We start from the raw sequence: 20,644 nt of genomic DNA on the forward strand, positions 1-20,644 counted from the left end.
TCCGGTGGTGCACCAGCCCGTCGGGCGTGCGCACGGTGACTTCCGGGAGTCGACGCGACGACACCGGGCCCCTCGTCGGGAGGTTCCCGACGACGGGTCCGGTGCCGGAGGCGTCGACGTGCGAGCTAGAGGGCGTCGGCCCCGCGCTCACCGGTGCGCACGCGCACCACGGTCTCGATCGGGGTCACCCAGACCTTCCCGTCACCGATCTTGCCGGTGCGGGCGGTCTCGGCGATCGCGTCGAGCACCTTCTCCGCGGTCGAGTCGTCGGTGACGACCTCGATCCGCACCTTGGGCACGAAGTCCACCGAGTACTCCGCCCCGCGGTAGACCTCGGTGTGGCCCTTCTGCCGGCCGTAGCCCTGGACCTCGCTCACGGTCATCCCGAGGACGCCGAGCTGCTCGAGCGCGCCCTTCACGTCCTCCAGCACGAACGGCTTGATGATCGCCGTCACCATCTTCATCGCGGAGCACCCTCCCTCGGGGTCGCGGGGGTCGCGGACCCGGTCGCACCAGCACCCAGCAGCGAGTGGTTGCCACCGCCGCTCAGGCCCGAGTAGTCATACCCGGACTCGGCGTGCTGCGATTCGTCGATGCCCGCGGCCTCCTCCTCGTCGCTGACGCGGAACCCGACCGTGGACTTGATGAGGAGCGCGATGATGCTCGTGAGGATGAACGAGTACAGCAGCACCGCGACCGCGGCCACGAGCTGACGCCAGAGCTGGTCGAACCCGCCGCCGTAGAAGAGGCCGTTGGCCCCCGCGGTGTTCAGCGAGTTCGTGCCGAAGAACCCGATCAGGATCGTGCCGATGAGCCCGCCGATCAGGTGGACGGCGACGACGTCGAGCGAGTCGTCGAAGCCCAGCTTGAACTTGATCGACACGCAGAGCGCGCACACGGCGCCGGCGATGAAGCCGACCGCGAGGCCGCCGAGCGGGTTGACGAAGGCACAGGCCGGGGTGATCGCGACCAGGCCGGCGACGGCGCCGGAGGCGGCACCGAGCGTGGTCGGCTTGCCGTCCCGGAACTGCTCGACGACCAGCCAGCCGATCGTCGCCGCGCAGGTGGCGAGGGTCGTCGTCGTGAAGGCGATCGCGGCGTTGGAGTTCGCGCCCAGGGCCGACCCGGCGTTGAAGCCGTACCAGCCGAACCACAGGAGGCTCGCGCCGAGGAGCACGAAGGGCAGCGAGTGCGGGCGGCCCGGGTCGCGCGGCCAGCCCCGACGCTTGCCGAGGACGAGCGCGAGGGCGAGGCCCGCGGCACCGGCGTTGATGTGGACCGCGGTACCACCGGCGAAGTCGAGCGCCTTGAGCTGGTTCGCGATCCAGCCACCGGTCTCACCGGTGTAGCCGTCGAAGGCGAACACCCAGTGGGCGACCGGGAAGTAGACGATCGTCGACCACAGGACGACGAACAGGCCCCACGACCAGAACTTGATGCGCTCCGGCACGGCGCCCGAGATCAGGGCGGGCGTGATGATGGCGAACATCAGCTGGAACATGGCGAAGGCGTAGATCGGGATGCCGTCGCCGGAGCTCGTCCCGGTGATGTACTGGCTGCCGTCGGGGAAGGCGTTGCCCAGCCCGAGGTAGGCGCCGCCGCCGATCAGGCCGCCGAACGCGTCGTTACCGAAGGCCAGCGAGAACCCGTAGAGGCACCACAGCACCCCCACGATCGCAAGGCACATGAAGTTCATCATGAGCATGTTCAGAACGCTCTTCGAGCGGACCATGCCGCCGTAGAAGAACGCGAGCCCTGGCGTCATGAGCATCACCAGCGCGGCGCTGGCGAGTACCCATGCGGTACTTCCGGCATTCAACACGAGCCTTCGTCCCTCCTACGGTCGCCGTCAGGCGCGGTCACTGGGAGGGAAGGATGCTGAGAGCTTGTTTCCGCCGACGTGCCCTGGTGTTTCTCAGCAGTTAACAGGCGGCCGACGCGTGTGACCATCACGTTGCCGAAACGGACATCCTGGATGACAGGGAGACGAGTCGCGCATCGCCGGTGACGGTGTGCAACATCTTCGGCTCATTCGTGACGCTTCGTGTCACTCGATCGGCCGCCGCTGCCAACACTCTTCTTACGGGGGCGGACCCCCCGCGAGAGGCACACCGGGCAGGCCCGACCGCCTCGGACACCACCCGCGGGGCCGGGACCTCAGCGCAGCAGGGCGTCCACGAAGGCGTGGGGCTCGAAGGGGGCGAGGTCGTCCGGGCCCTCGCCGAGCCCGACGAGCTTGACCGGGACGCCGAGCTCGCGCTGCACCTGGAAGACGATGCCGCCCTTGGCGGTGCCGTCGAGCTTGGTGAGCACCACGCCCGTGACGTCGACGACCTCGCGGAACACACGCGCCTGGGTCAGCCCGTTCTGACCGGTGGTCGCGTCGAGGACGAGCAGCACCTCGTCGACCTCCGCCTGGCGTTCGACCACGCGCTTGACCTTGCCGAGCTCGTCCATGAGGCCGGTCTTGGTGTGCAGGCGGCCGGCGGTGTCGAGCAGCACGGCGTCGGCCCCGGCGTCGGTGCCCCTCCGGACGGCGTCGAACGCGACGCTCGCCGGGTCCGCGCCCTCGGCCCCGCGCACGACGCGGGCACCGGCCCGCTCCCCCCAGGTCTGCAGCTGCTCGGCGGCCGCGGCCCGGAAGGTGTCGGCGGCGCCGAGCACGATCTCGTGACCGCCACCGACGAGCACCCGGGCGAGCTTGCCGGTGGTGGTGGTCTTGCCGGTGCCGTTGACCCCGACGACGAGCACCACGGCGGGCCGGCCGTCGTGGGCGAGGGCGCGCACCGACCGCTCCAGGTCGGTGCCGAGGGTCTCGACGAGCACCTCGTGGAGCAGGTCCCGGACCTCCTCGGACGTGCGCACGCCCCGCGACGCGATGCGCTCGCGCAGCTTGCCGACGACCTCCTGGGTGGTCGCCGAGCCCAGGTCCGCCATGAGCAGCTGGTCCTCGACCTCCTCCCAGGACTCCTCGTCGAGGTCGCCGGCCCCCAGCAGGCCGAGCAGACCGGTGCCGAGCGTGGACCGGCTGCGCCCGAGGCGGCCGCGCAGCCGCTCGAGCCGTCCCTCGGGCGAGGCGATCGGCTCGCTCGGGGCCGGGGCGGCGTCCGGCTCGGCGACCGGCGCCGCGGGCGGGGCGGTCGGGGTCGGGGTCGGGGTCGGGGTCGGGGTCGCGGGTGGGGACGCCGGGGCCGCGGGTGGCGCAGGCGTCGTGGCGGCGGGCGGGATCTCGGTCGTGCGCTCCGGCGCCTCCGGCGTCGCCCGGGTCGGCGTGATCTCCGTGGTCCGCTCCGGCTCGACCGGAGCGATCTCCGTCGTCCGGTCCGGCGCCTCCGGCGGAGCCGCCGTCGCCCCGGTCGGGGTGATCTCCGTGGTCCGCTCCGGCTCGACCGGGGCGATCTCGGTGGTCCGCTCCGCCGGGATCTCCGTCGTGCGGTCGGGCACCGCCGGGGTGATCTCCGTCGGGTCCGGGATCGCGGGCGGGGCCTGGGTCGAGCGCTCGGGCGGCGGCGGAACCGGCCGGGACGGGCGCGAGGGCGGCGCCTGGGTGCCGGCCGGCTCGCCCGGTGCGGGCTCGGCGGAGGGGGTCTCGACGGTGGGCGGGGTCGGGCCGACCTCGGGCCGGTCCTTCGTCGCGGCCCCGCCACCCGCGGAGAACGAGAAGCCACCCCCCGCGGCGTAGCTGCCCTTCGTCGGCTTCGGCGGCTCGGCCTGCTCCTCGACCTGGTCGCGCAGCGAGATGCGGCGCCGACGCGCCAGCACCAGGCCGACGATCAGCACCAGCAGGAGCACCACGACGACGACCGCGACGATGATCCCGGTCAGCACGCCCGGCGAGAGCCCGGCGGCGGGAGCCTGCGCGAGCAGGTCCCGGGTCGAGGTGTCGAGGGAGGTCAGCGGCGAACTCACGACCCCCATCCTGTCAGCCGCACCGTGGCACGGGCGCGAGCGACCGTGGGGCGCTGCTGACGTCGGACGTCAGCCGTGTGCCACCGCTGACGTCCGGGGAGCGCTCAGCCCACCAGGGCGAGCAGCGACCAGACGCCCACACCGAGCAGCGCGAGCAGGAGCACGAGCCCCGCGAGGAGCGCGACCACCCCCCGTGTCGACTGCGGCACGGGACCGAGCGCCCCCGCGCCCGGGAGGACCGGCGCGCGGTAGAAGACGTCGACGGTGTGACCCGCGGCGACCGGGACCGCCTCGACCACGCGGCCCCATCCGTCGCCGCGGTCGACCGCGATCTCCACGCGGTGGCGGCCCGGCGGCAGGGCGATGTCGGTGCGTCCCCAGCGGATGCTCACCGGGAGGTCGTCCACGAGGACCGTCACCGGATACGTCGCGAGGAACGGCGTGAGGGCGCTGTGCGAGGCGTCGACGACGAGGTGCCCGACGGCGGGCTGCGGGGCGGAGGACATCCGCCAGGACCGGCGGGCGGCCGTGCTGCGCTGGGACTGCACCGGCTGCGCGTGCCGCTTGGGCTGGAGCACCGTCATCCCGACCCACCCTCCCCCGGAGGAGCCACCGCTCCCTCACCCGACGAGGTCGACGGTAAGCCTGGTCAACGCCTGGCGGCATTCCCCGTGCGCGTCGTTCCTCGGTCACGGACGCGTGACGTGTTGATCACGCACCGCTATCATAGCGCGACACAGCGTCACGACACGGGCGAGGGGTCCGCTCGGGCGAGTGGACCGGGCGCATCGGACCCGCGGAGCCGCTGGGAGACCACCGCGGTGATGCCGTCACCGCGCATGCTCACGCCGTACAACGCGTCGGCGATCTCCATCGTGGGCTTCTGGTGGGTGATGATGACCAGCTGCGAGGTGCGGCGCAGATCGTCGAGCAGGGAGATCAGCCGGCGCAGGTTCGCGTCGTCGAGCGCCGCCTCGACCTCGTCCATCACGTAGAACGGCGAGGGCCGCGCCCGGAAGATCGCGACGAGCATCGCGACCGCGGTCAGCGACTTCTCCCCGCCCGAGAGCAGCGAGAGCCGCTTGACCTTCTTGCCGGGCGGCCGGGCCTCGACCTCCACGCCGGTGGTCAGCAGGTCGTCGGGGTCGGTGAGCACGAGCCGCCCGTCGCCGCCCGGGAAGAGGACCGGGAACACCACCTCGAACTCCCGGGCGACGTCGGCGAACGCCTCCGCGAACACGTCGAGGATGCGCTGGTCGACGTCGGCCACCACCGAGAGCAGGTCCCGCTTGGACGCCTTCACGTCCTCGAGCTGGGTGGAGAGGAACCGGTAGCGCTCCTCGAGGGCCGCGTACTCCTCGAGCGCGAGCGGGTTGACCTTGCCCAGCGTGCCGAGTTCCTTCTCCGCCCGCGCGGCGCGTCGCTGCTGCTCGGCCCGGTCGTAGCGCAGGGGCGGCGGCATCGAGACCTGCTCGCCGCGCTCCCGGGCGGCCGTGACCTCGGCGATCTCCGCCTCGCTCGCCGGGATGCCGACCTCCGGCCCGTACTCGCGCACCAGGTCCTCGAGCCCGATCCCGAACCGCTCGACGATCGACTCCTCGAGCTGCGCGAGCCGGGTGCGCTGCTCGGCGCGCAGCACCTCGTCGCGGTGCACCGCGTCGGTGAGCCGCTCCAGCGTCTGCTGCAGGCTCCGCGCCCGCTCGCGCACCCCGTCGAGCTCGGCCGCCCGCGCCTGACGCGTCGTGGCCAGCCGGTCCCGCGCCTCGGCGGCGGCCGCCACGGACCCGGCGATCCGGTCGAGGCCCGCCCGGCCGTGCTCCAGGATCTCGGTGAGCAGCGCCGCCTGCCGCTCCCGTTCCCGACGACGGGTCGCGGCGCGCTCCCGCTGCTCGCGCTCGGCCCGGGCCCGGTGGCGCAACGCCTCCGCCCGCCCGGTGACCGCCCGCGCCCGCTCCTCGGCGGTGCGCAGGGCGAGTCGGCCCTCCACCTCCGCGGCCCGGGCGGCGTTCAGGGCGGTCGCCGCCGCGTCGCGGGCCCCGACGTCGGCGCCGTCGGTGTCGTCGGACGCGTCGGAGTCGGCCTGGTCGGTCGCCATCTCGAGGCGCTCGGTGAGGTCGTCCAGCTCGGCGCGCCGGTCCTCGCGGGACTCCTCCACCGTCGCCCGGCGCTCGGTGAGCCGGGCGAGTTCGGCCTCGGCGCCGCGCACCGTCTCGGCCAGCCCGCCCAGGCGGCGGGCCTGCCGGGCGCGACGGGCCTCGTCCTGCGCCCGGCGGGCGTCGGCGGCCTTCCGGCGCTCGGTGTCGGCGCGGCGGGCGTCGTCGCGCACCTGCCGGGCCACCCCGACCTCCGCGCGGGCGGCCGCCTCGGCCTGGCGGGCCGCGTCGAGCGCGGCCGCGGCGGCCTTCTCGGCGCGCTCGGCGTCGGCGCGGCGGTCCCCCGCCTCGTCGGCCGCCGACTGCATCTCCAGGATCGACCGGTTGCCCGAGGGCCCGCCGACGGCCCAGCCGCCACCGAGGACGTCCCCGTCCCGGGTGGCAGCGGTCAGCTCCGGGTGCGCCGACACCAGCGCCCGCGCTGCCGGCAGGTCGTCCACCACGACCACCCCGGCGAGCAGCCGCGCGACCGCCCCCGCGACGGCGTCCGGGGCCCGGACCAGGTCGGCCGCCCAGACGGCCCCGTCCGGCGCCGGACCCGACGGCACGGCCGCGGACGGCCCCGCGACCAGCAGACCCGCCCGGCCCGCGTCGCTGGCGTGCAGGTGGGCGAGCGCGTCGGCGGCGGCGTCGACCCCGGTGACCACCACCGCGTCGGCCACCGGCCCGAGCGCCGCGGTCACCGCCGTCTCGTCGCCCGGCCCGACCCGCAGCAACGCCGCGACCGACCCGAGCACCCCGTCGCGCCCGCCCGCGAGCAGCTCGCCCGCGCCGTCGCGGCGGGTGAGTGTCAGCTCGAGCGCCTCGACCCGCGCCTTCCAGTGCGCGCGGTCCCGCTCCGCGTCGCGGTGGGCGGCCCCTGCCCGGTCGACCTCCGCCCGCACCTGCTCGTGGCGCTCGGTCGCGGCGTCGAAGGCCGCCTCGGGGTCGGGCGCGTCCCCCGGGACCTCCAGCACGACGTCCGCCGAGCCCGGATCCGCGTCGTCGACCTCGCCCGACGCGGCCTCCTCCTCGGCGAGCTCGGCCCGCGCGGCCGCCGCCCGCGCCGTGGTCTCGGCGATCGAGGCGGCCAGCGTCTCGAGCTCCTCGACCGCTGCCGCGACCCGGCCGCGCTGGGTCTCGACCTGCCCTGCGAGCCGCGCCAGGCCCTCCCGGCGGTCGGCGGCCGCCCGGGCGGCCGCGGCGACGCGTCGGTCGGCGGCCTCGAGCGTCTCCTCGGCGTCCTCCCGGCGGGCGGCCGCGTCCTCGAGGGTCTCCCGCGCGAGGGCGACCTCCTCGGCGAGCGTGGCCTCGTTCTCGGCGGCCGTCGCCGCCTGGCGCTCGAGCTCCTCGGGGTCGGGGCCGGAGGCGGCCTCCTCCACCGTCGTGAGGTGCCGGTGCCGCTCGGCGGCGAGCGCGACCGTGCCGCGCAGGCGCTCGGCGAGCGACGACAGCCGGTGGTGCGCCTCGCGGGCCGACTCGTAGGCCGGCGCGTCGACCTCGAGCGCGGCCTCCAGCTCCTCCATCGCCGCCGACTCGATCGCGAGCGCCCGCTCGGTCTCGTCACGACGCCGCCGGGCCTCGTCCTCGTCGGCCGCGTCGCGCGCGATGGTGCCCCGCAGGGTCACGAGGTCGTCCGCGGCGAGCCGCAGCCGCGCGTCGCGCAGGTCGGCCTGGATGGTCTGCGCCCGCCGCGCGATCTCGGCCTGCCGGCCCAGGGGCTTGAGCTGGCGGCGCAGCTCGGTGGTGAGGTCGCCGAGCCGGGCGAGGTTGGACTCCATCGCCTCGAGCTTGCGGAGCGCCTTCTCCTTGCGCTTGCGGTGCTTGAGGACGCCCGCGGCCTCCTCGATGAACGCCCGGCGCTCCTCGGGGCGCGACTGCAGGATCGCGTCGAGCTGCCCCTGGCCGACCAGCACGTGCAGTTCGCGGCCGATGCCGGAGTCGCTCAGCAGCTCCTGGACGTCGAGCAGCCGGCAGGAGCTCCCGTTGATCTCGTACTCACCCGCGCCGGACCGGAAGACCCGCCGGGTGATCGACACCTCGGTGTACTCGATCGGCAGCGCGCCGTCGCTGTTGTCGATCGTCAGCGTCACCTCGGCGCGGCCCAGCGGGGCACGGCCCGTGGTGCCGGCGAAGATGACGTCCTCCATCTTCCCGCCGCGCAGCGCCTTCGCGCCCTGCTCGCCGAGCACCCAGCTGATGGCGTCGACGACGTTGGACTTGCCGGACCCGTTCGGGCCCACCACGCACGTGATGCCGGGTTCGAAGCGCAGGGTGGTCGACGACGCGAAGGACTTGAAGCCCTTCAGCGTCAGGCTCTTCAGATGCACGCCGACCCCCGTTCCGACCTGCCCGGCAAGCTACGCGACCCCTCCGACAGCCTCCCGCAGCACCGCCGCCGCCCCCTCCGCGCCGTCGCCGAGCGCCCCGGACCGGTCGATCGCCGACACCGCGGCCACCACCCGCCCCTCGGACCACACCGGTACCGCCACGGCCACCGCGCCGGGCACGAGCCGTCCGCTGTCCCCGGTCTCGCACCCCGTCTCCCGGATCCGCTCGAGGTCGGCCAGCAGGGCCACCCCCGCGGCCGGATCGTCCGGCCGGGCCGCCCGCACCACCGTCCGGCGGGCCGCGCCGGACAGGTGGGCCACCAGCACGCGCCCCGCCGCGGTGTCCACGAGCGGCCGCCGGATCTGCGAGGACAGCGCGTAGTCGAACGCCTCGTCGGCACCCGCCCAGTCGACCCAGACGGCGTCGTCGCCCACCCGCACCGCGAGCTGCACCGGCAGCCCGAGCCGTTCGGACACGTCCACCAGCGTGGCGTGCCGCACCGGCACCGCGGGCCGCCCCGCCCGCACGGAGAGCACCGAGGGCGCCGGCCCGAGCGTGTAGCGGCGGCGGTCCTCGTCGAGGTAGCCGACGGCGACGAGCCCGTCGACGAGCTTCTGCACCGACGACACCGGGGCGTCGACCGCCCGGGCCAGCTCCGTCAGCGAGGCGCCGGGCCGGGCGACGGCCGCCTCGAGCAGCTCGGCCACCCGGTCGACGGTCCGGTGGTGCTTGTTACCCATATGCGTAACCGTATCTCACATTGCGGAGGATTGGTTAGCCCGCCTAACGTCGGAGCCATGACGATCACAGCGCTCGACGGAGTCCGGGTCATCGACCTCGCGACCGTGGTGATGGGTCCCTACGCGGCCCAGATCCTGGGTGACCTCGGGGCCGACGTCATCAAGGTCGAGGCCCCGGGCGGCGACAGCGCCCGCCTCGCCCCGCCCGCCCGGAACCCCGGGATGGGCCACCTCGCCCTCAACGTCAACCGGAACAAGCGCTCGGTCACGCTGGACCTCAAGTCCGCGGACGGGAAGGCGGCGTTCCGCGATCTCGTCGCCGGCGCCGACATCCTCATCACCAACATGCGGCCCGGCGCGCTCGACCGCCTCGGGATCTCGCACGCCGAGTTGGCGGAGATCAACCCGCGCCTCATCACCTGCCGCGCGCAGGGCTTCCGCGCCGACTCGGAGCTCGCCGACCGGGCCGCCTACGACGAGATCGTCCAGGCCGCGTCGGGCATGACCGACATCGTCCGCCGGGCCACGGGCACCCCGAGCTACGTGCCGACGGTGCTGGCGGACAAGGTCTGCGCGCTCACCATCGCCTACTCGGTGCTCGCCGCGCTGGTCCACCAGCGCGCCACCGGGCAGGGCCAGGAGGTCGAGGTCCCGATGGCCGACACGATGCTCGCCTTCACCCTCGTCGAGCACCTCTCCGGCCACACCTTCCTTCCCGACGCCGGGTCGACCGGCTTCAACCGGTCCCTCGCGGCCGGCCACGCGGCGGTCGCGACGCAGGACGGGTGGGCGTGCATCCTGCCCTACAGCCCGCGGAACATCGCCGACTTCTTCGCCGCCGCGGGCCGCGACGACCTCGCCACCGACGAGCGCTTCGTCGACCGCACGCAGCTCTCCCGTCACCAGGAGGAGCTCTACGGCGAGATCGCCGCGATCGCGCCGACCCGCACCACCGCCGACTGGGCGGCGCTCTGCGCGCAGCACTCGATCCCGTTCGCGCCGGTGCTCGACCTCGAGACCGCCCACGAGGACCCCTACGTCGTCGACGGCGGGCTGCTCACCGAGGAGGAGCACCCCACCGAGGGCCCGTACCGGTCGATCGGGTTCCCGGTCCGGTTCTCGGAGACCCCCGCCGGCCTGCGCACCCCCACCCCGCGGCAGGGCGCCGACACCGCCGACGTCCTGCGCGAGCTGGGCCGCACCGAGGAGCAGATCGAGGCGATGACCGCGTGAACACCGAGCAGATCCTGCGCGCGGGCACGACGCCGCTGACCGCGCCCGCCTTCCCGCCGGGGTCGCACCGGTTCACCGACCGCGAGTACCTCAACGTCGTCTACCGCACCGACCCCGACGCGTTCCGGGCCGCGCTCCCCGAGCCCCTCACCGTGGTCGAGCCGCTGGTGCGCTTCGAGGTGATGCGGATGGGCGACGTCGACGGCTTCGGCCCCTACACCGAGTGCGGGCAGGCGCTGACCTGCGCGTTCGACGGCGAGCAGGGCGAGTACCTGCACGCCATGTACCTCGACAACGCCCCGGCCACCTTCGCGGGCCGCGAGCAGAGTGCCTACCCGAAGGCGTTCGGGTCGCCGCGGCTGTGGGTCGAGCAGGGCGCGCTCGTCGGGCAGCTGCACGTCGGGTCGCTGCCGGTCGCCACGGCCACCATGGCCTACAAGCACGCCCCGCTGGACCCCGACGAGGCGCGTGCGCAGGTCGGCGTCCCGACCTTCGCCGTCAAGCTCGCCCCCGGTCGCGGCGGCCCCACGTCCGCGGTCCTGCAGCGCACCCGGATCACCGACCTCACCGTCAAGGACGCCTGGGAGGGCCCCGCCCGCCTCGAGCTGCACGCGCACGTCATGGCGCCGCTGGCCGACCTGCCCGTGCTCGAGGTCGTGTCGGCCTCGCACGTGCTGACCGACCTCACGCTGGCGCCCTTCACGACGGTGCACGACTACCTGGGCACCGACTACCTGGAGCACGCATGAGGATCACCGAGATCGGCGCCGGCACGATCGGCGTCAGCTGGACCGTGCTGCACGCCGCGCACGGCCACGAGGTCACCGTGACCGACCCCCGCGAGGACCTCGACGAGGCCGTCCGCGAGGGCGTCCGCCGGTTCGCGCCCGCCCTCGGGGCGGACGCGGGCGAGCTGCTCGACCGCGTCCGCACCGAACCGGACCTCGCGGCCGCCGTCGGGAACGCGGAGATCGTCCAGGAGCAGGGGCCGGAGCGCCTCGCCGTCAAGCAGGACATCTTCACGACGGCGGGTGCGGCGGCTCCCGCGGACGCCCTCCTGCTGACGTCGACGTCGGGGATCGTCGCGAGCGACATCGCGGCCGGGCTCGACGCGGACGTCGCCGCGCGGCTCGTCGTCGCGCACCCGTTCAACCCGCCGCACCTGCTGCCGCTCGTGGAGCTGGTCGCCGGGGAGCGGACCGCCCCGGAGACCGTCGAGCGGGCCGCGGCGTTCCTGCGGGCCGTCGGCCGGGATCCGGTGGTGGAGCACCGGGAGGTGTCGGGCTTCGTCGCGAACCGCCTGCAGTCGGCGCTGTTCCGCGAGGCCGTGAGCCTCGTGCGCCGCGGGGTGGTGTCGCCAGAGGAGCTGGACCGCGTCGTGACCGGCTCCCTCGGCCCGCGCTGGGCGACCGGCGGGCCGTTCCTGTCGTTCCACCTCGGCGGCGGGCCCGGCGGCCTGCGCCACATGCTCACCCACCTCGGGCCGGGCATGAGCAGGCGGTGGGCCGATCTGGGGAACCCCACGCTCGACGACGAGACGGTCGAGGCACTGGTCGCGGGCACCGAGGCCGCCTACGGCACCGACTACGACCGGCTGACCGGCACCAGTGACCGGGCCCAGGTCGCGGTGCTCCGCGCACGCGGCCCCGAAGGAACCGAGGAGTCCCGATGAGCACCACCACCGACATCACCACCGGCGCGCCGACCCCGGCGAGCGACGAGAGCGTGCTGCCCCCGCTCCCCGGCGACTTCTACGGCTACGCCGACCTGCTGAGCTCCGAGGACCAGGCGATCCTCGCCCGGGTCCGACGCTTCGCCGAGGAGCGCATCGCCCCGATCGCCGACCGGCAGTGGGCCAGCACGGAGTTCCCGTTCGACCTGCTGCCCGGCTTCGCCGAGCTCGACGTCGTCGGGTTGGCCCGCGACTGGCCCGACCGCCCGGCGCACTCCCGGCTGCTGACCTCGATGGTCAGCATGGAGCTCTCGCGCATCGACCCGTCGATGGCCACCTTCTTCGGGGTGCACGGCGGGCTCGCCCTGTCCTCGATCGACCTGTGCGGGTCCGAGGAGCAGAAGGAGCGCTGGCTGCCGGCGATGCGCCGGATGGAGAAGATCGGCGCCTTCGCCCTCTCCGAGCCGCACGGCGGGTCGGACGTCGCGGGCGGGCTCGAGACGACGGCACGACGGGAGGGTGACGAGTGGGTCCTCGACGGGGCCAAGCGCTGGATCGGCAACGGCACCTTCGCCGACCTGGTGGTCGTGTGGGCGCGTGACACCGACGACGGCGAGGTGAAGGGCTTCGTCGTCGAGCAGGGCACGCCCGGCTTCACCGCGACGAAGATGGAGGGCAAGCTCGCCCTGCGCACCGTCCAGAACGCCGACCTCACCTTCGAGGGCGCCCGCGTCCCCGAGGCGAACCGGCTGGCGCACGCGAACTCGTTCAAGGACACGAACCGGGTCCTGCGCGTCACCCGCGGCGGGGTCGCCTGGAACGCCGTGGGCGTGATGATGGGCGTCTACGAGCTCGCGCGGGACTACGCCCTCGAGCGGGTCCAGTTCGGGCAGCCGATCGCGGGGTTCCAGCTCATCCAGGACCACCTCGTGACGATCCTCGGTCGCCTGTCGACCTCGCTCGCCCTCGCGGTGCGGGTGGCGCAGCTGCAGGACGCCGACCACTTCCGCGACGACCAGGCGGCGCTGGCCAAGCGCGAGTGCACGGTCGCCCTGCGGGAGGCGGTGGCGCGCGCCCGCGAGGTCCTGGGCGGCAACGGCGTGCTGCTGGAGAACAAGGTGACGCGCTTCTTCAACGACGCCGAGGCGCTCTACTCCTACGAGGGCACGAAGGAGATCAACACCCTGGTGGTGGGGCGCTCGATCACCGGTATCGGCGCGTTCGTGGGGCACGCCCCGCGGCGGTGAACTCGGCCGTTTGCGGCAGCCTGCGGAGCGGACATCACCGCGCATGGCAACCGCAACGCACTATCTCGAGGTCAACGCACCGGCCGCCGAGTGCTACCGCTGGTGGCGGCCGCTCACGCACCTGCCCCAGATCCTCGACGACGTCGAGTCGGTCGAGCCGAAGGACGGCAGCGCCGACGTGACCCACTGGGTGGTCGACGGCCCGCTCGGCAAGAAGATCGAGTGGGACGCGAAGATCGTCGACGAGGAGACCGACCGCAAGATCGCGTGGAAGTCGCTCGAGGAGAGCAACAACCACGTCGAGACCGGCGGCGCGGTCCGCTTCGACGACCACGGCGGCAAGACCGGCGTCGAAGTGAGCCTGCACGTCGAGACGCCCGCGGGTGCCCTGGGTGACCTGGGCGCGAAGCTCTTCGCCGACCCGCAGAAGAAGATCGAGAAGGCCCTCCAGGAGTTCAAGCAGCTCATGGAGTCCGGCCCCGTCCGTTAGACCACCCGACGCCGGCTCGCGCTCGCCGCGGGCCGGCGTCGTGCTGTCGTCCCGGCCCTCTCGATCGAGTCCCCGCGTCGTTCGGGCCCTCTCCGTACACACCAGGAGATCGCCATGATCGCTCTTCCCACCCAGTCCGAACCGTCCGGCGGCGGGGGCGGCTTCAACGCGCTGCAGTCGCTGCAGAACGCGTTCACCACGCTGCTGAACTACGTGCCGAACGTGATCGGGGCCCTGCTGGTCCTGCTCATCGGCTACCTCATCGCCCGCCTGCTCCGCGCCGGGATCACCAAGCTCCTGCAGCGCGTCCGGCTCGACCAGCGGCTGACCCACGGTTCCGGCGGCGAGTACGTCGCCCGCTTCTCCCCCGACGGCAGCCCCGCCAAGCTCGTCGGGCTGGTCGTGCAGTGGGTCCTGCTCGTCTTCGTCATCGTCTCCGCGGTCGGGACGCTGAACATCCCCGCGGTGACCGGGTTCGTGAACCTGGTGCTCTCGTACCTGCCGAACGTCATCGCCGCGCTGCTGATCTTCCTGGTCGCCGCCGCGATCGCCGCCGCCGTCGGCGGGCTCGTGCACCGCACCATGGGCGACACCCCCACCGGCCGGGTCGCCCGGTCCGCCGCGCCGACGCTGGTCATGGTCATCGCCGTGTTCATGATCCTCAACCAGCTCGGCATCGCCGAGGTGATCGTCAACGCCACCTTCATCGCGCTGATCGGTGCCCTCGCCCTCGGGGCGGCGCTGGCGTTCGGGCTCGGTGGGCGCGACGCCGCCGCCGACCTGATCAACACCGGCTACCGGAAGGCCCAGGAGAACCGCGACCAGGTCCGCGCCGACCTGCAGACCGGGTACCAGCGCGGCCAGGCCGAGGCGCAGCAGTACACGCCGACGTCGGAGGAGCCGGGCGCCGTCCGGGCCGACGACCCGCAGGCGCCGACCGTCGCCATCACCCCGCAGAGCTAGGTGGTTCGCAGGTAGCACTGACTGGGGCTATGGCCCCAGTCAGTGCTCACGTGCCGCTCGCGGCACCCTCTGGCAGGTCGGGCACCAGAACGACGACCGGTTCATGAACGCCGAGCGCCGGATCGACGTGCCGCACCGCGGGCACGGCTCGTCCTCGCGCCCGTAGACGGCGAGCGCGCGGGCGAAGTAGCCGGAGTCCCCGTGCACGTCGACGTAGAGCGCGTCGAACGACGTCCCGCCCTGCGCCAGCGACTCCGTCATCACCTCGTGGGCCGCGGTGAGGACCTTCCGGACGTCGGGTCGGTTCAGCCGCGCGGTCGGGCGCAGCGAGTGCAGGCGGGCCCGCCACAGCGACTCATCGGCGTAGATGTTGCCGATGCCCGACACCAGCGTCTGGTCCAGCAGTGCCCGCTTGAGCTCGGTGCGCCGCCGCCGGTACGCCCCGACGGCCGCCTCGAGGTCGAACGCCGGGTCGAGCGGGTCCCGGCCGATGTGGCCGACCGGCAGGGGCACGCGCTCGCCGTCGGACTCCACCGTGTCGACGGCGGTCAGCCCGCCGAAGGTGCGCTGGTCGACGAACCGCAGCTCGGATCCGTCGTCGTGGAACCGGAGACGGACCCGCAGGTGTTTCTCGTCGGGGCGATCGGCGGGCTGCACGAGCAGCTGGCCGCTCATCCCGAGGTGCGCGAGCAGCGCCGTGCCGTCGTCGAGGTCGACCCACAGGAACTTGCCACGACGGCGCGCGGCGACGAGCGTGCGCCCGGCCAGGCGGGCGGCCAGCTCCGGCGCTCCGCCGGCCTGACGACGGACGGCCCGCGGGTGCAGCACCTCGACCGACGAGACGGTCCGCCCGACCGCGTGGTCGGCGACCCCGCGCCGGACGACCTCGACCTCGGGGAGCTCCGGCACCTACGTGACGGGCCCGTGGATGGCCTCGTAGGCGGCCTGGGCTGCCTTCTGCTCGGCGTCCTTCTTGGTGCGTCCGACCCCGGTGCCGAGGCCCTCGCCGGCCACCACGGCCGTCGCGGTGAACTCCTTGGCGTGGTCGGGGCCCTCCTCGGTGATCCGGTACTCCGGGACACCGCGGCCGGAGGCGGCCGTGAGCTCCTGCAGGCTGGTCTTCCAGTCCAGGCCGGCGCCGAGGCGCGGGGCCTGGTGGAGCAGGTCCCCGAAGAGGCGACCGACGAGCTCGCGGGCGACGTCGATGCCGTGCTCGAGGTGCACCGCGCCGAGGATCGCCTCGACGGCGTCGCCGAGGATCGAGTCCTTGTCGCGGCCGCCGGTCATCTCCTCGCCGCGCCCGAGGTAGATCAGCTCACCGAGCCCCAGGGTCCGCGCCACGCTCGCCAACGCGTGCATGTTGACGACGCTGGCGCGCAGCTTCGCGAGCTGACCCTCCGGCCGGTCCGGGTGCTCCCGGTACAGCCGCTCGGTCACCGCGATCCCGAGCACGGAGTCCCCGAGGAACTCCAGGCGCTCGTTGGTCGGCAGGCCGCCCTTCTCGTAGGCGTACGACCGGTGCGTCAGGGCGAGCCGGAGGAGCTCGGGATCGACCTCGATCCCGAGCACCCGGCTGAGCCGCTCGGCCGGCGAACCGTCCTGGTCAGTGGCGCCGGCCGCCGTGGCGGCCACGGCGATCAGGCCGGGGTGACGGCCCGGCGGCCGGCGTACTGGCCGCAGGTGGGGCAGGCGACGTGCGGCGGCTTGGGCTGGCCGCAGGCCTTGTTCTGACACGCCACGAGCGTGGGCACGGACGCCTTCCACTGCGAGCGGCGGGCGTGGGTGTTGGCGCGCGACATCCGGCGCTTGGGGACGGCCACGGTGCTTCTACTCCTCAGTTCTCAGTGCTGCCGCCGGAGAAACGCTCCTGCAGGGCGGCCCAGCGAGGGTCAATCCTCTCACGAGAGGTCCCCGCGGGTACGAAGGCCCATGCCTCCTCGTCCGGCGAGGGCACCCCGGGGCAGTCGTCGCTGCACAGCGGGGCGTTCGGGAGCTCCAGGAGCACGGCGTCGCGGACGGCCGGCTCGAGGTCGATCTTCTCGTCGACGATGCGCGCCACGTCCTCCTCGTCGGTCGTCTCCTCGGTGACCGAGTGCGGGTAGGCGTAGAGCTCGGTGACGTCGACCTCGACGTCCTCGTGCAGCTCGCCGAGGCACCGGGAGCACTCGCCGACGACGTGCGCGCTGACGGTGCCGCTCGCGAGGACACCCTCCATCACCGACTCCAGGCGCAGGTCGAGGTGGATCGGGTCGCCCGCGGGCACGCCGATCACCTCGAGCCCGAAGTCGGACGGGGCCGGCACGTCACGCACCCAGGGCTTCATGGTGCCGGGACGGCGGGACAGTTCGCGCAGGACGTCGACGACCCACGGGCTCGTCGCGTCGGGGCCGTTCGTGTGCTTCTCAGTCATCTCGAGACGGACCAACGTGTTGCATGCCGGGACGTGTTCCCGACGACGGGGCCGGTCCGGCTTCGAGGGTACGCGGACACCTCCTCCGCGAACGAACGGCACTCTCGCAACCTCAATGTGCGCGAAGGTGCCGCTCGTTCGAAAGCCGGGGGCGGCGGACGGCCCTACGCGCTGGCCCGCTCGGGCGCGTGCTCCTGCGCGGCCGCACCGACCTGGCCGGTGCGCAGCTGGTGGCGGTGGCGTCCGACGGTGTCGAGCACCGACTCCAGCGTCTCGGTGAACTCGGCGAGCGAGGTCTCCACGTAGTGGTCGCAGTCGGTGCGCGCCTGGTGGGCGTCGTCGGCGGCACGGTCGAGGATGCGGCCGGCCTCGTCGCGGGCGGCGAGGGTGACCTCGTGCTCGGAGACCAGACGCTGCTGCTCGGCGCGCCCGTCGGTGACGGCGCGCTCGTAGCTCTGCCGGCCGGCCTCGGTCATGCGGTCGGCCTCGGCGGCGGCCCGGTCGGTGAGGTCGGCGTACTCGCGGCGGCCCCGCGCCACGACCCGTTCCGCCTCGTGCTCGGCCTCGGCGATCATCTGCTGGGCCTGCTCCCGGGCCTCGGCGAGCAGCCGGTCGGCCTCGGTGCGCGCCTCCGCGGTGGTGCGCTCGGCCTCGTCGGTGGCGTCCGCCACGAGCTTGTCGCGGTGGTCGAGCACGTCCTGGGCGTCGTCGAGCTCGCCCGGGATCGCCTCGCGGATGTCGTCGAGGAGCTCCAGGACGTCACCGCGCGGGACGACGCAGCTCGTCGTCATGGGGACGCCGCGCGCCTCCTCGCAGATGGTCACGAGCTCGTCGAGCGCCTCGAACACCCGGTACACGTCGATCCACCTCCCGCGTCGAAGACCGATCGCCAGTGTGCGACGCGGGCTCGTCCGCCCGGCGCATTGCGGCGTGTCGGGCGTGTCGGGTCAGCCGAGCCGCTCCAGCAACGCCGCGTGCACACCCGTCGTCAGGAAGGCGGAGACGTCCCCACCGCCGCGCGCGACCTCCTTGACCAGCGAGCTGGAGACGAACGTGTGCTCGGGCGAGGCGGACAGGAAGACCGTGTCGACGCCGGTGAGGTGCCGGTTCATGTGGGCCATCGGCAGCTCGTAGGCGTAGTCGGTGTCCGAGCGCAGGCCCTTCGCGATGACGCCCACGCCCTGCTCGCGGCACCAGTCCACGAGCAGGCCGGAGAAGGCCGCCGTCGTGACGTTCGGGAGATCGGCGAACGTGGCGTCGAGCAGCTCGCGGCGCTCGTCGACGGTGAACAGGCCCTGCTTGTTCGGGTTGATCGCGACGGCGACCACCACCTCGTCGAACATCGCCGCGGCGCGGCGCACCACGTCGACGTGGCCGAGCGTCACGGGGTCGAACGAACCGGGGCAGACGGCCTTCATGATCCGGGGGTTATAGCAGGATCCCGGCGTGGACTACGTCCGGGACGACCTGGCCGCCCTGTACCCGTGGTTCGGGATCCGGGTCGCGCACGCGGGGCTCGTCCTCACCCCGCCGACCGACGTCGAGCTGCTCGAGATCGCCGCGTTCGTCGCCGAGCCCGGCGGCGTCCTCGCCCCCGGCGGGGAGCACTTCCTGACGCGGCCGATGGGCGACGACGACGCCGCGCGCGTCTTCCTCGAGCGCTCCTGGTCCCTGCGCCGGTTCCCGACGGCGGGTGGGGGCTGGCGGGTGCCCTTCGCCGTCCTCGACGGCGGGCGGGCCGTCGGCCACGCCACCCTCGACGCGGCCGGCCGGCCGGGTGAGGTGGCGACGTCGTCGTTCCTCGCGCGCCCCGAGCGGGGCCGGGGCGTCGGACGGCGGGTGCGGCTGATGCTGCTGGAGCTGGCGTTCGGAGCACTCGGCATGACCCGCGCCGTGACCGCGGCCGCCGAGGACAACCACGCCTCGCTGCGCGTGTCGCACCGCTGCGGCTACCGGGAGACCGACCGGCGGCGCCACGCCGACGGCACCCCCGAGGTGCACCTCGCGGTGACGCCGGGCGCGTGGCGGCGGAGGCGGCTCGAGGGCGTGGTGGTCGAGGGGACGGAGCCGTTCGTGGCCGTGATCAGCCCAGCGTCGCGGTGATCGACGACGGCGCGCCGGGCACGCCCGCCGCGACCCCGCCGTGGTCGTCGGTGCGGTCGGCGACGACCCGGGTGCCGGCGAACGCGGGCCGCGAGAGCCGGTAGTCGAAGGACCGCACCGGGTGGCCCTGGCGGCGCGGGATCTCCAGGCACATCAGGGCGAGCAGCGGTCCGTGCACCACGAGTCCGGGGTAGCCCTCGACGTCGGTGACGTACGGCTGGTCGTAGTGGATGCGGTGGGTGTTGTAGGTCAGCGCGGAGAACCGGAACAGCAGCCGCTCGTCGGGGGTCAGCACGACGGCCTCGTCGGACGGGGCGGGCGCGTCGGCGTCCGGCTCGTCGAAGGCGATGCCGCGGGCCTGCCCCGGGGCCTGCGAGCGGTAGACGACGTCGGACTCCTCGGTGACCAGCACGTCGTCACCGTCGAGGAACTCGGTGCGCACGGTGACCAGCAGCATGTCGCCCGAGCGCCCGTGCTTGACCTGCGAGCGCACCAGCGACGACCGGCGCGTGTAGGTCCCCCCCACCCGCATCGGCTCCCCGATCCGCAGCCGGCCGCCCGCGATCATCCGGCGCCGGTCCGGGATCGGTGGCAGGAAGTGGCCGCGGAGCGGGTGCCCGTCGTCGCCGAGCTCGTCGGTCCGCGGGTGCTCCAGGAACCCGAACCAGTGCCACATCGGCGGGAGCGGCTCCCCCTCGCCCGCCACCGGGTCGAGGTCGAACATCCCGCTGACCGCCGCGGCCGTCCAGGCGGAGGTCCCGCCCGTCGTCGTGATCGGCTCCGGGGCCCAGCCCTGCGTCGCGTCCGCGAGGTCCACGGTGGTCGATCATGCCTCCTCCCGTGGCAGGAAAGCGTCGTTGCTGTCATCCAGCGGCAGGGAAGTCACATCGTCGCGGCTGCACGGCAGGCCGGCTCGGCAAGATCCCCCGCCGCCGAGCGAAGTGCTCGCTCAGCGAGCACTTCGCGCCGCCCGTCCGGATCTTCATCCCGACGACGGGTCCGACCGGCCCCCGGGAATGCCCCCGACGACGTGGCGAACCTGTCGTCCAGCGGCAGCAACGACGCTTTCCTGCCACGAGGGGCGGCGTCAGCGCTTCGGCGCCTTCCCCCGCCACGCGAGCGACTGCGCGTCGAGGGCGCGGACGGTCTCGCCGCCCTCGCGCAGCATCCGCTCCCCCTGCTCCACGGCGTGCGCGAGCTGATCGGGGTCCAACCGTCGGAACGCCGCACCCCGGCCCCGGCCGAGCACGTCGTACCAGCACCCGCCCACCGCGTCGTCGAGCAGCACCCGCCCGAAGCAGTGGTCGTTGCGGATGACCCAGCCCTGCTCGCGCGCGGCGGCCGGCAGCTCGTCGCGCACCAGTTCCAGGTAGCGCTCCTCGAGGTCGCTCACCCGCCCCGGGTAGCCCGCCGA

Annotated in this window: 21 protein-coding genes; 7 read left to right on the forward strand and 14 right to left on the reverse strand. The window is 73.8% G+C overall.

Annotated elements, in window-relative coordinates; all coding sequences use genetic code 11:
* Window positions 1–125: 125 nt before the first annotated feature.
* The 6 genes from QSK00_RS16090 to QSK00_RS16115 form a co-directional block, all read right to left on the reverse strand.
* The gene (locus QSK00_RS16090; RefSeq protein WP_179794233.1) at window positions 126–464 is read right to left on the reverse strand and encodes a P-II family nitrogen regulator; all 339 of its coding nucleotides are present in this window, start codon (window positions 462–464) and stop codon (window positions 126–128) included.
* Window positions 461–1,822 carry an ammonium transporter gene (locus QSK00_RS16095; RefSeq protein WP_285592136.1) on the reverse strand — a complete coding sequence of 454 codons (1,362 nt, stop codon included), beginning with the start codon at window positions 1,820–1,822 and terminating at the stop codon, window positions 461–463. The genes QSK00_RS16090 and QSK00_RS16095 overlap by 4 nt, the downstream gene beginning before the upstream one ends.
* A gap of 335 nt (window positions 1,823–2,157) precedes the next feature.
* On the reverse strand, window positions 2,158–3,909 hold the full coding sequence (gene ftsY, locus QSK00_RS16100; RefSeq protein ID WP_285592137.1) for a signal recognition particle-docking protein FtsY: 1,752 nt from the start codon (window positions 3,907–3,909) through the stop codon (window positions 2,158–2,160).
* A 104-nt stretch (window positions 3,910–4,013) separates the two neighbouring features.
* The gene (locus QSK00_RS16105; protein ID WP_285592138.1) at window positions 4,014–4,493 is read right to left on the reverse strand and encodes a hypothetical protein; all 480 of its coding nucleotides are present in this window, start codon (window positions 4,491–4,493) and stop codon (window positions 4,014–4,016) included.
* Window positions 4,494–4,651: 158 nt separating this feature from the next.
* Complete coding sequence (smc, locus tag QSK00_RS16110; RefSeq protein WP_285592139.1) at window positions 4,652–8,371, reverse strand: chromosome segregation protein SMC; 3,720 nt, start codon at window positions 8,369–8,371, stop codon at window positions 4,652–4,654.
* 30 nt (window positions 8,372–8,401) lie between these two features.
* On the reverse strand, window positions 8,402–9,112 hold the full coding sequence (locus tag QSK00_RS16115; protein ID WP_285592140.1) for an IclR family transcriptional regulator: 711 nt from the start codon (window positions 9,110–9,112) through the stop codon (window positions 8,402–8,404).
* A gap of 57 nt (window positions 9,113–9,169) precedes the next feature.
* Here QSK00_RS16115 and QSK00_RS16120 point away from each other — a divergent pair, with 57 nt between their 5' ends.
* From QSK00_RS16120 to QSK00_RS16145, 6 genes are all read left to right on the forward strand, one after another.
* Window positions 9,170–10,345 carry a CaiB/BaiF CoA transferase family protein gene (locus tag QSK00_RS16120; RefSeq protein ID WP_285592141.1) on the forward strand — a complete coding sequence of 392 codons (1,176 nt, stop codon included), beginning with the start codon at window positions 9,170–9,172 and terminating at the stop codon, window positions 10,343–10,345.
* Window positions 10,342–11,094: an acetoacetate decarboxylase gene (locus tag QSK00_RS16125; protein ID WP_285592142.1), complete on the forward strand. Its 753-nt coding sequence runs from the start codon at window positions 10,342–10,344 to the stop codon at window positions 11,092–11,094. Before QSK00_RS16120 ends, QSK00_RS16125 begins: the two co-directional genes overlap by 4 nt.
* Window positions 11,091–12,017, forward strand: a complete 927-nt coding sequence (locus tag QSK00_RS16130; RefSeq protein ID WP_285592144.1) for a 3-hydroxyacyl-CoA dehydrogenase NAD-binding domain-containing protein — start codon at window positions 11,091–11,093, stop codon at window positions 12,015–12,017. Before QSK00_RS16125 ends, QSK00_RS16130 begins: the two co-directional genes overlap by 4 nt.
* Window positions 12,014–13,264 (forward strand): acyl-CoA dehydrogenase family protein, encoded by a 1,251-nt coding sequence (locus QSK00_RS16135; RefSeq protein ID WP_285592145.1) that lies wholly within the window; start codon window positions 12,014–12,016, stop codon window positions 13,262–13,264. Before QSK00_RS16130 ends, QSK00_RS16135 begins: the two co-directional genes overlap by 4 nt.
* A 43-nt stretch (window positions 13,265–13,307) precedes the next feature.
* Window positions 13,308–13,754 (forward strand): SRPBCC family protein, encoded by a 447-nt coding sequence (locus tag QSK00_RS16140; RefSeq protein WP_285592146.1) that lies wholly within the window; start codon window positions 13,308–13,310, stop codon window positions 13,752–13,754.
* Window positions 13,755–13,868: 114 nt separating this feature from the next.
* Entirely contained in the window at window positions 13,869–14,717 is an 849-nt protein-coding gene (locus tag QSK00_RS16145) for a mechanosensitive ion channel family protein (protein ID WP_285592147.1), read from the forward strand.
* Between the two features lie 39 nt (window positions 14,718–14,756).
* On the opposite strand, the gene mutM is transcribed toward QSK00_RS16145, so the two are convergent.
* The 6 genes from mutM to coaD form a co-directional block, all read right to left on the reverse strand.
* Window positions 14,757–15,626, reverse strand: coding sequence for a bifunctional DNA-formamidopyrimidine glycosylase/DNA-(apurinic or apyrimidinic site) lyase (gene mutM, locus QSK00_RS16150; protein ID WP_285592148.1), 870 nt, complete (start codon window positions 15,624–15,626; stop codon window positions 14,757–14,759).
* Window positions 15,627–16,349, reverse strand: a complete 723-nt coding sequence (rnc, locus tag QSK00_RS16155; RefSeq protein WP_502872044.1) for a ribonuclease III — start codon at window positions 16,347–16,349, stop codon at window positions 15,627–15,629. It abuts the gene before it with no gap.
* 5 nt (window positions 16,350–16,354) lie between these two features.
* Window positions 16,355–16,537 carry a 50S ribosomal protein L32 gene (gene rpmF / locus QSK00_RS16160; protein ID WP_179794247.1) on the reverse strand — a complete coding sequence of 61 codons (183 nt, stop codon included), beginning with the start codon at window positions 16,535–16,537 and terminating at the stop codon, window positions 16,355–16,357.
* Between the two features lie 14 nt (window positions 16,538–16,551).
* A complete protein-coding gene (locus tag QSK00_RS16165; protein WP_285592149.1) occupies window positions 16,552–17,127 on the reverse strand; it encodes a YceD family protein in 576 nt (191 codons plus the stop codon).
* A gap of 164 nt (window positions 17,128–17,291) precedes the next feature.
* A complete protein-coding gene (locus QSK00_RS16170; RefSeq protein ID WP_285592150.1) occupies window positions 17,292–17,984 on the reverse strand; it encodes a DivIVA domain-containing protein in 693 nt (230 codons plus the stop codon).
* 90 nt (window positions 17,985–18,074) lie between these two features.
* Window positions 18,075–18,545 carry a pantetheine-phosphate adenylyltransferase gene (gene coaD, locus QSK00_RS16175; RefSeq protein ID WP_285592151.1) on the reverse strand — a complete coding sequence of 157 codons (471 nt, stop codon included), beginning with the start codon at window positions 18,543–18,545 and terminating at the stop codon, window positions 18,075–18,077.
* A gap of 28 nt (window positions 18,546–18,573) precedes the next feature.
* Here coaD and QSK00_RS16180 point away from each other — a divergent pair, with 28 nt between their 5' ends.
* Complete coding sequence (locus QSK00_RS16180) at window positions 18,574–19,230, forward strand: GNAT family N-acetyltransferase (protein WP_285592152.1); 657 nt, start codon at window positions 18,574–18,576, stop codon at window positions 19,228–19,230.
* On the opposite strand, the gene QSK00_RS16185 is transcribed toward QSK00_RS16180, so the two are convergent.
* Together QSK00_RS16185 and QSK00_RS16190 are read right to left on the reverse strand one after the other, a co-directional pair.
* Entirely contained in the window at window positions 19,211–20,047 is an 837-nt protein-coding gene (locus QSK00_RS16185) for an HTD2 family dehydratase (protein ID WP_285592153.1), read from the reverse strand. The two genes, QSK00_RS16180 and QSK00_RS16185, sit on opposite strands and share 20 nt — an antisense overlap.
* A 270-nt stretch (window positions 20,048–20,317) precedes the next feature.
* On the reverse strand, window positions 20,318–20,623 hold the full coding sequence (locus QSK00_RS16190) for a hypothetical protein (RefSeq protein WP_285592154.1): 306 nt from the start codon (window positions 20,621–20,623) through the stop codon (window positions 20,318–20,320).
* Between the last annotated feature and the right edge of the window lie 21 nt (window positions 20,624–20,644).

It is taken from the genome of Actinomycetospora sp. NBRC 106378, assembly GCF_030269685.1.
Classification (GTDB): Bacteria; Actinomycetota; Actinomycetes; order Mycobacteriales; family Pseudonocardiaceae; genus Actinomycetospora.

Coding starts and splice junctions, on each gene's coding strand:
- QSK00_RS16130 (WP_285592144.1), top strand. CDS start 11,091: ATGAGGATCACCGAGATCGGCGCCGGCACGATCGGCGTCAGCTGGACC.
- QSK00_RS16090 (WP_179794233.1), bottom strand. CDS start 464: ATGAAGATGGTGACGGCGATCATCAAGCCGTTCGTGCTGGAGGACGTG.
- QSK00_RS16135 (WP_285592145.1), top strand. CDS start 12,014: ATGAGCACCACCACCGACATCACCACCGGCGCGCCGACCCCGGCGAGC.
- QSK00_RS16115 (WP_285592140.1), bottom strand. CDS start 9,112: ATGGGTAACAAGCACCACCGGACCGTCGACCGGGTGGCCGAGCTGCTC.
- QSK00_RS16105 (WP_285592138.1), bottom strand. CDS start 4,493: ATGACGGTGCTCCAGCCCAAGCGGCACGCGCAGCCGGTGCAGTCCCAG.
- QSK00_RS16145 (WP_285592147.1), top strand. CDS start 13,869: ATGATCGCTCTTCCCACCCAGTCCGAACCGTCCGGCGGCGGGGGCGGC.
- QSK00_RS16120 (WP_285592141.1), top strand. CDS start 9,170: ATGACGATCACAGCGCTCGACGGAGTCCGGGTCATCGACCTCGCGACC.
- QSK00_RS16165 (WP_285592149.1), bottom strand. CDS start 17,127: ATGACTGAGAAGCACACGAACGGCCCCGACGCGACGAGCCCGTGGGTC.
- QSK00_RS16140 (WP_285592146.1), top strand. CDS start 13,308: ATGGCAACCGCAACGCACTATCTCGAGGTCAACGCACCGGCCGCCGAG.
- coaD (WP_285592151.1), bottom strand. CDS start 18,545: ATGAAGGCCGTCTGCCCCGGTTCGTTCGACCCCGTGACGCTCGGCCAC.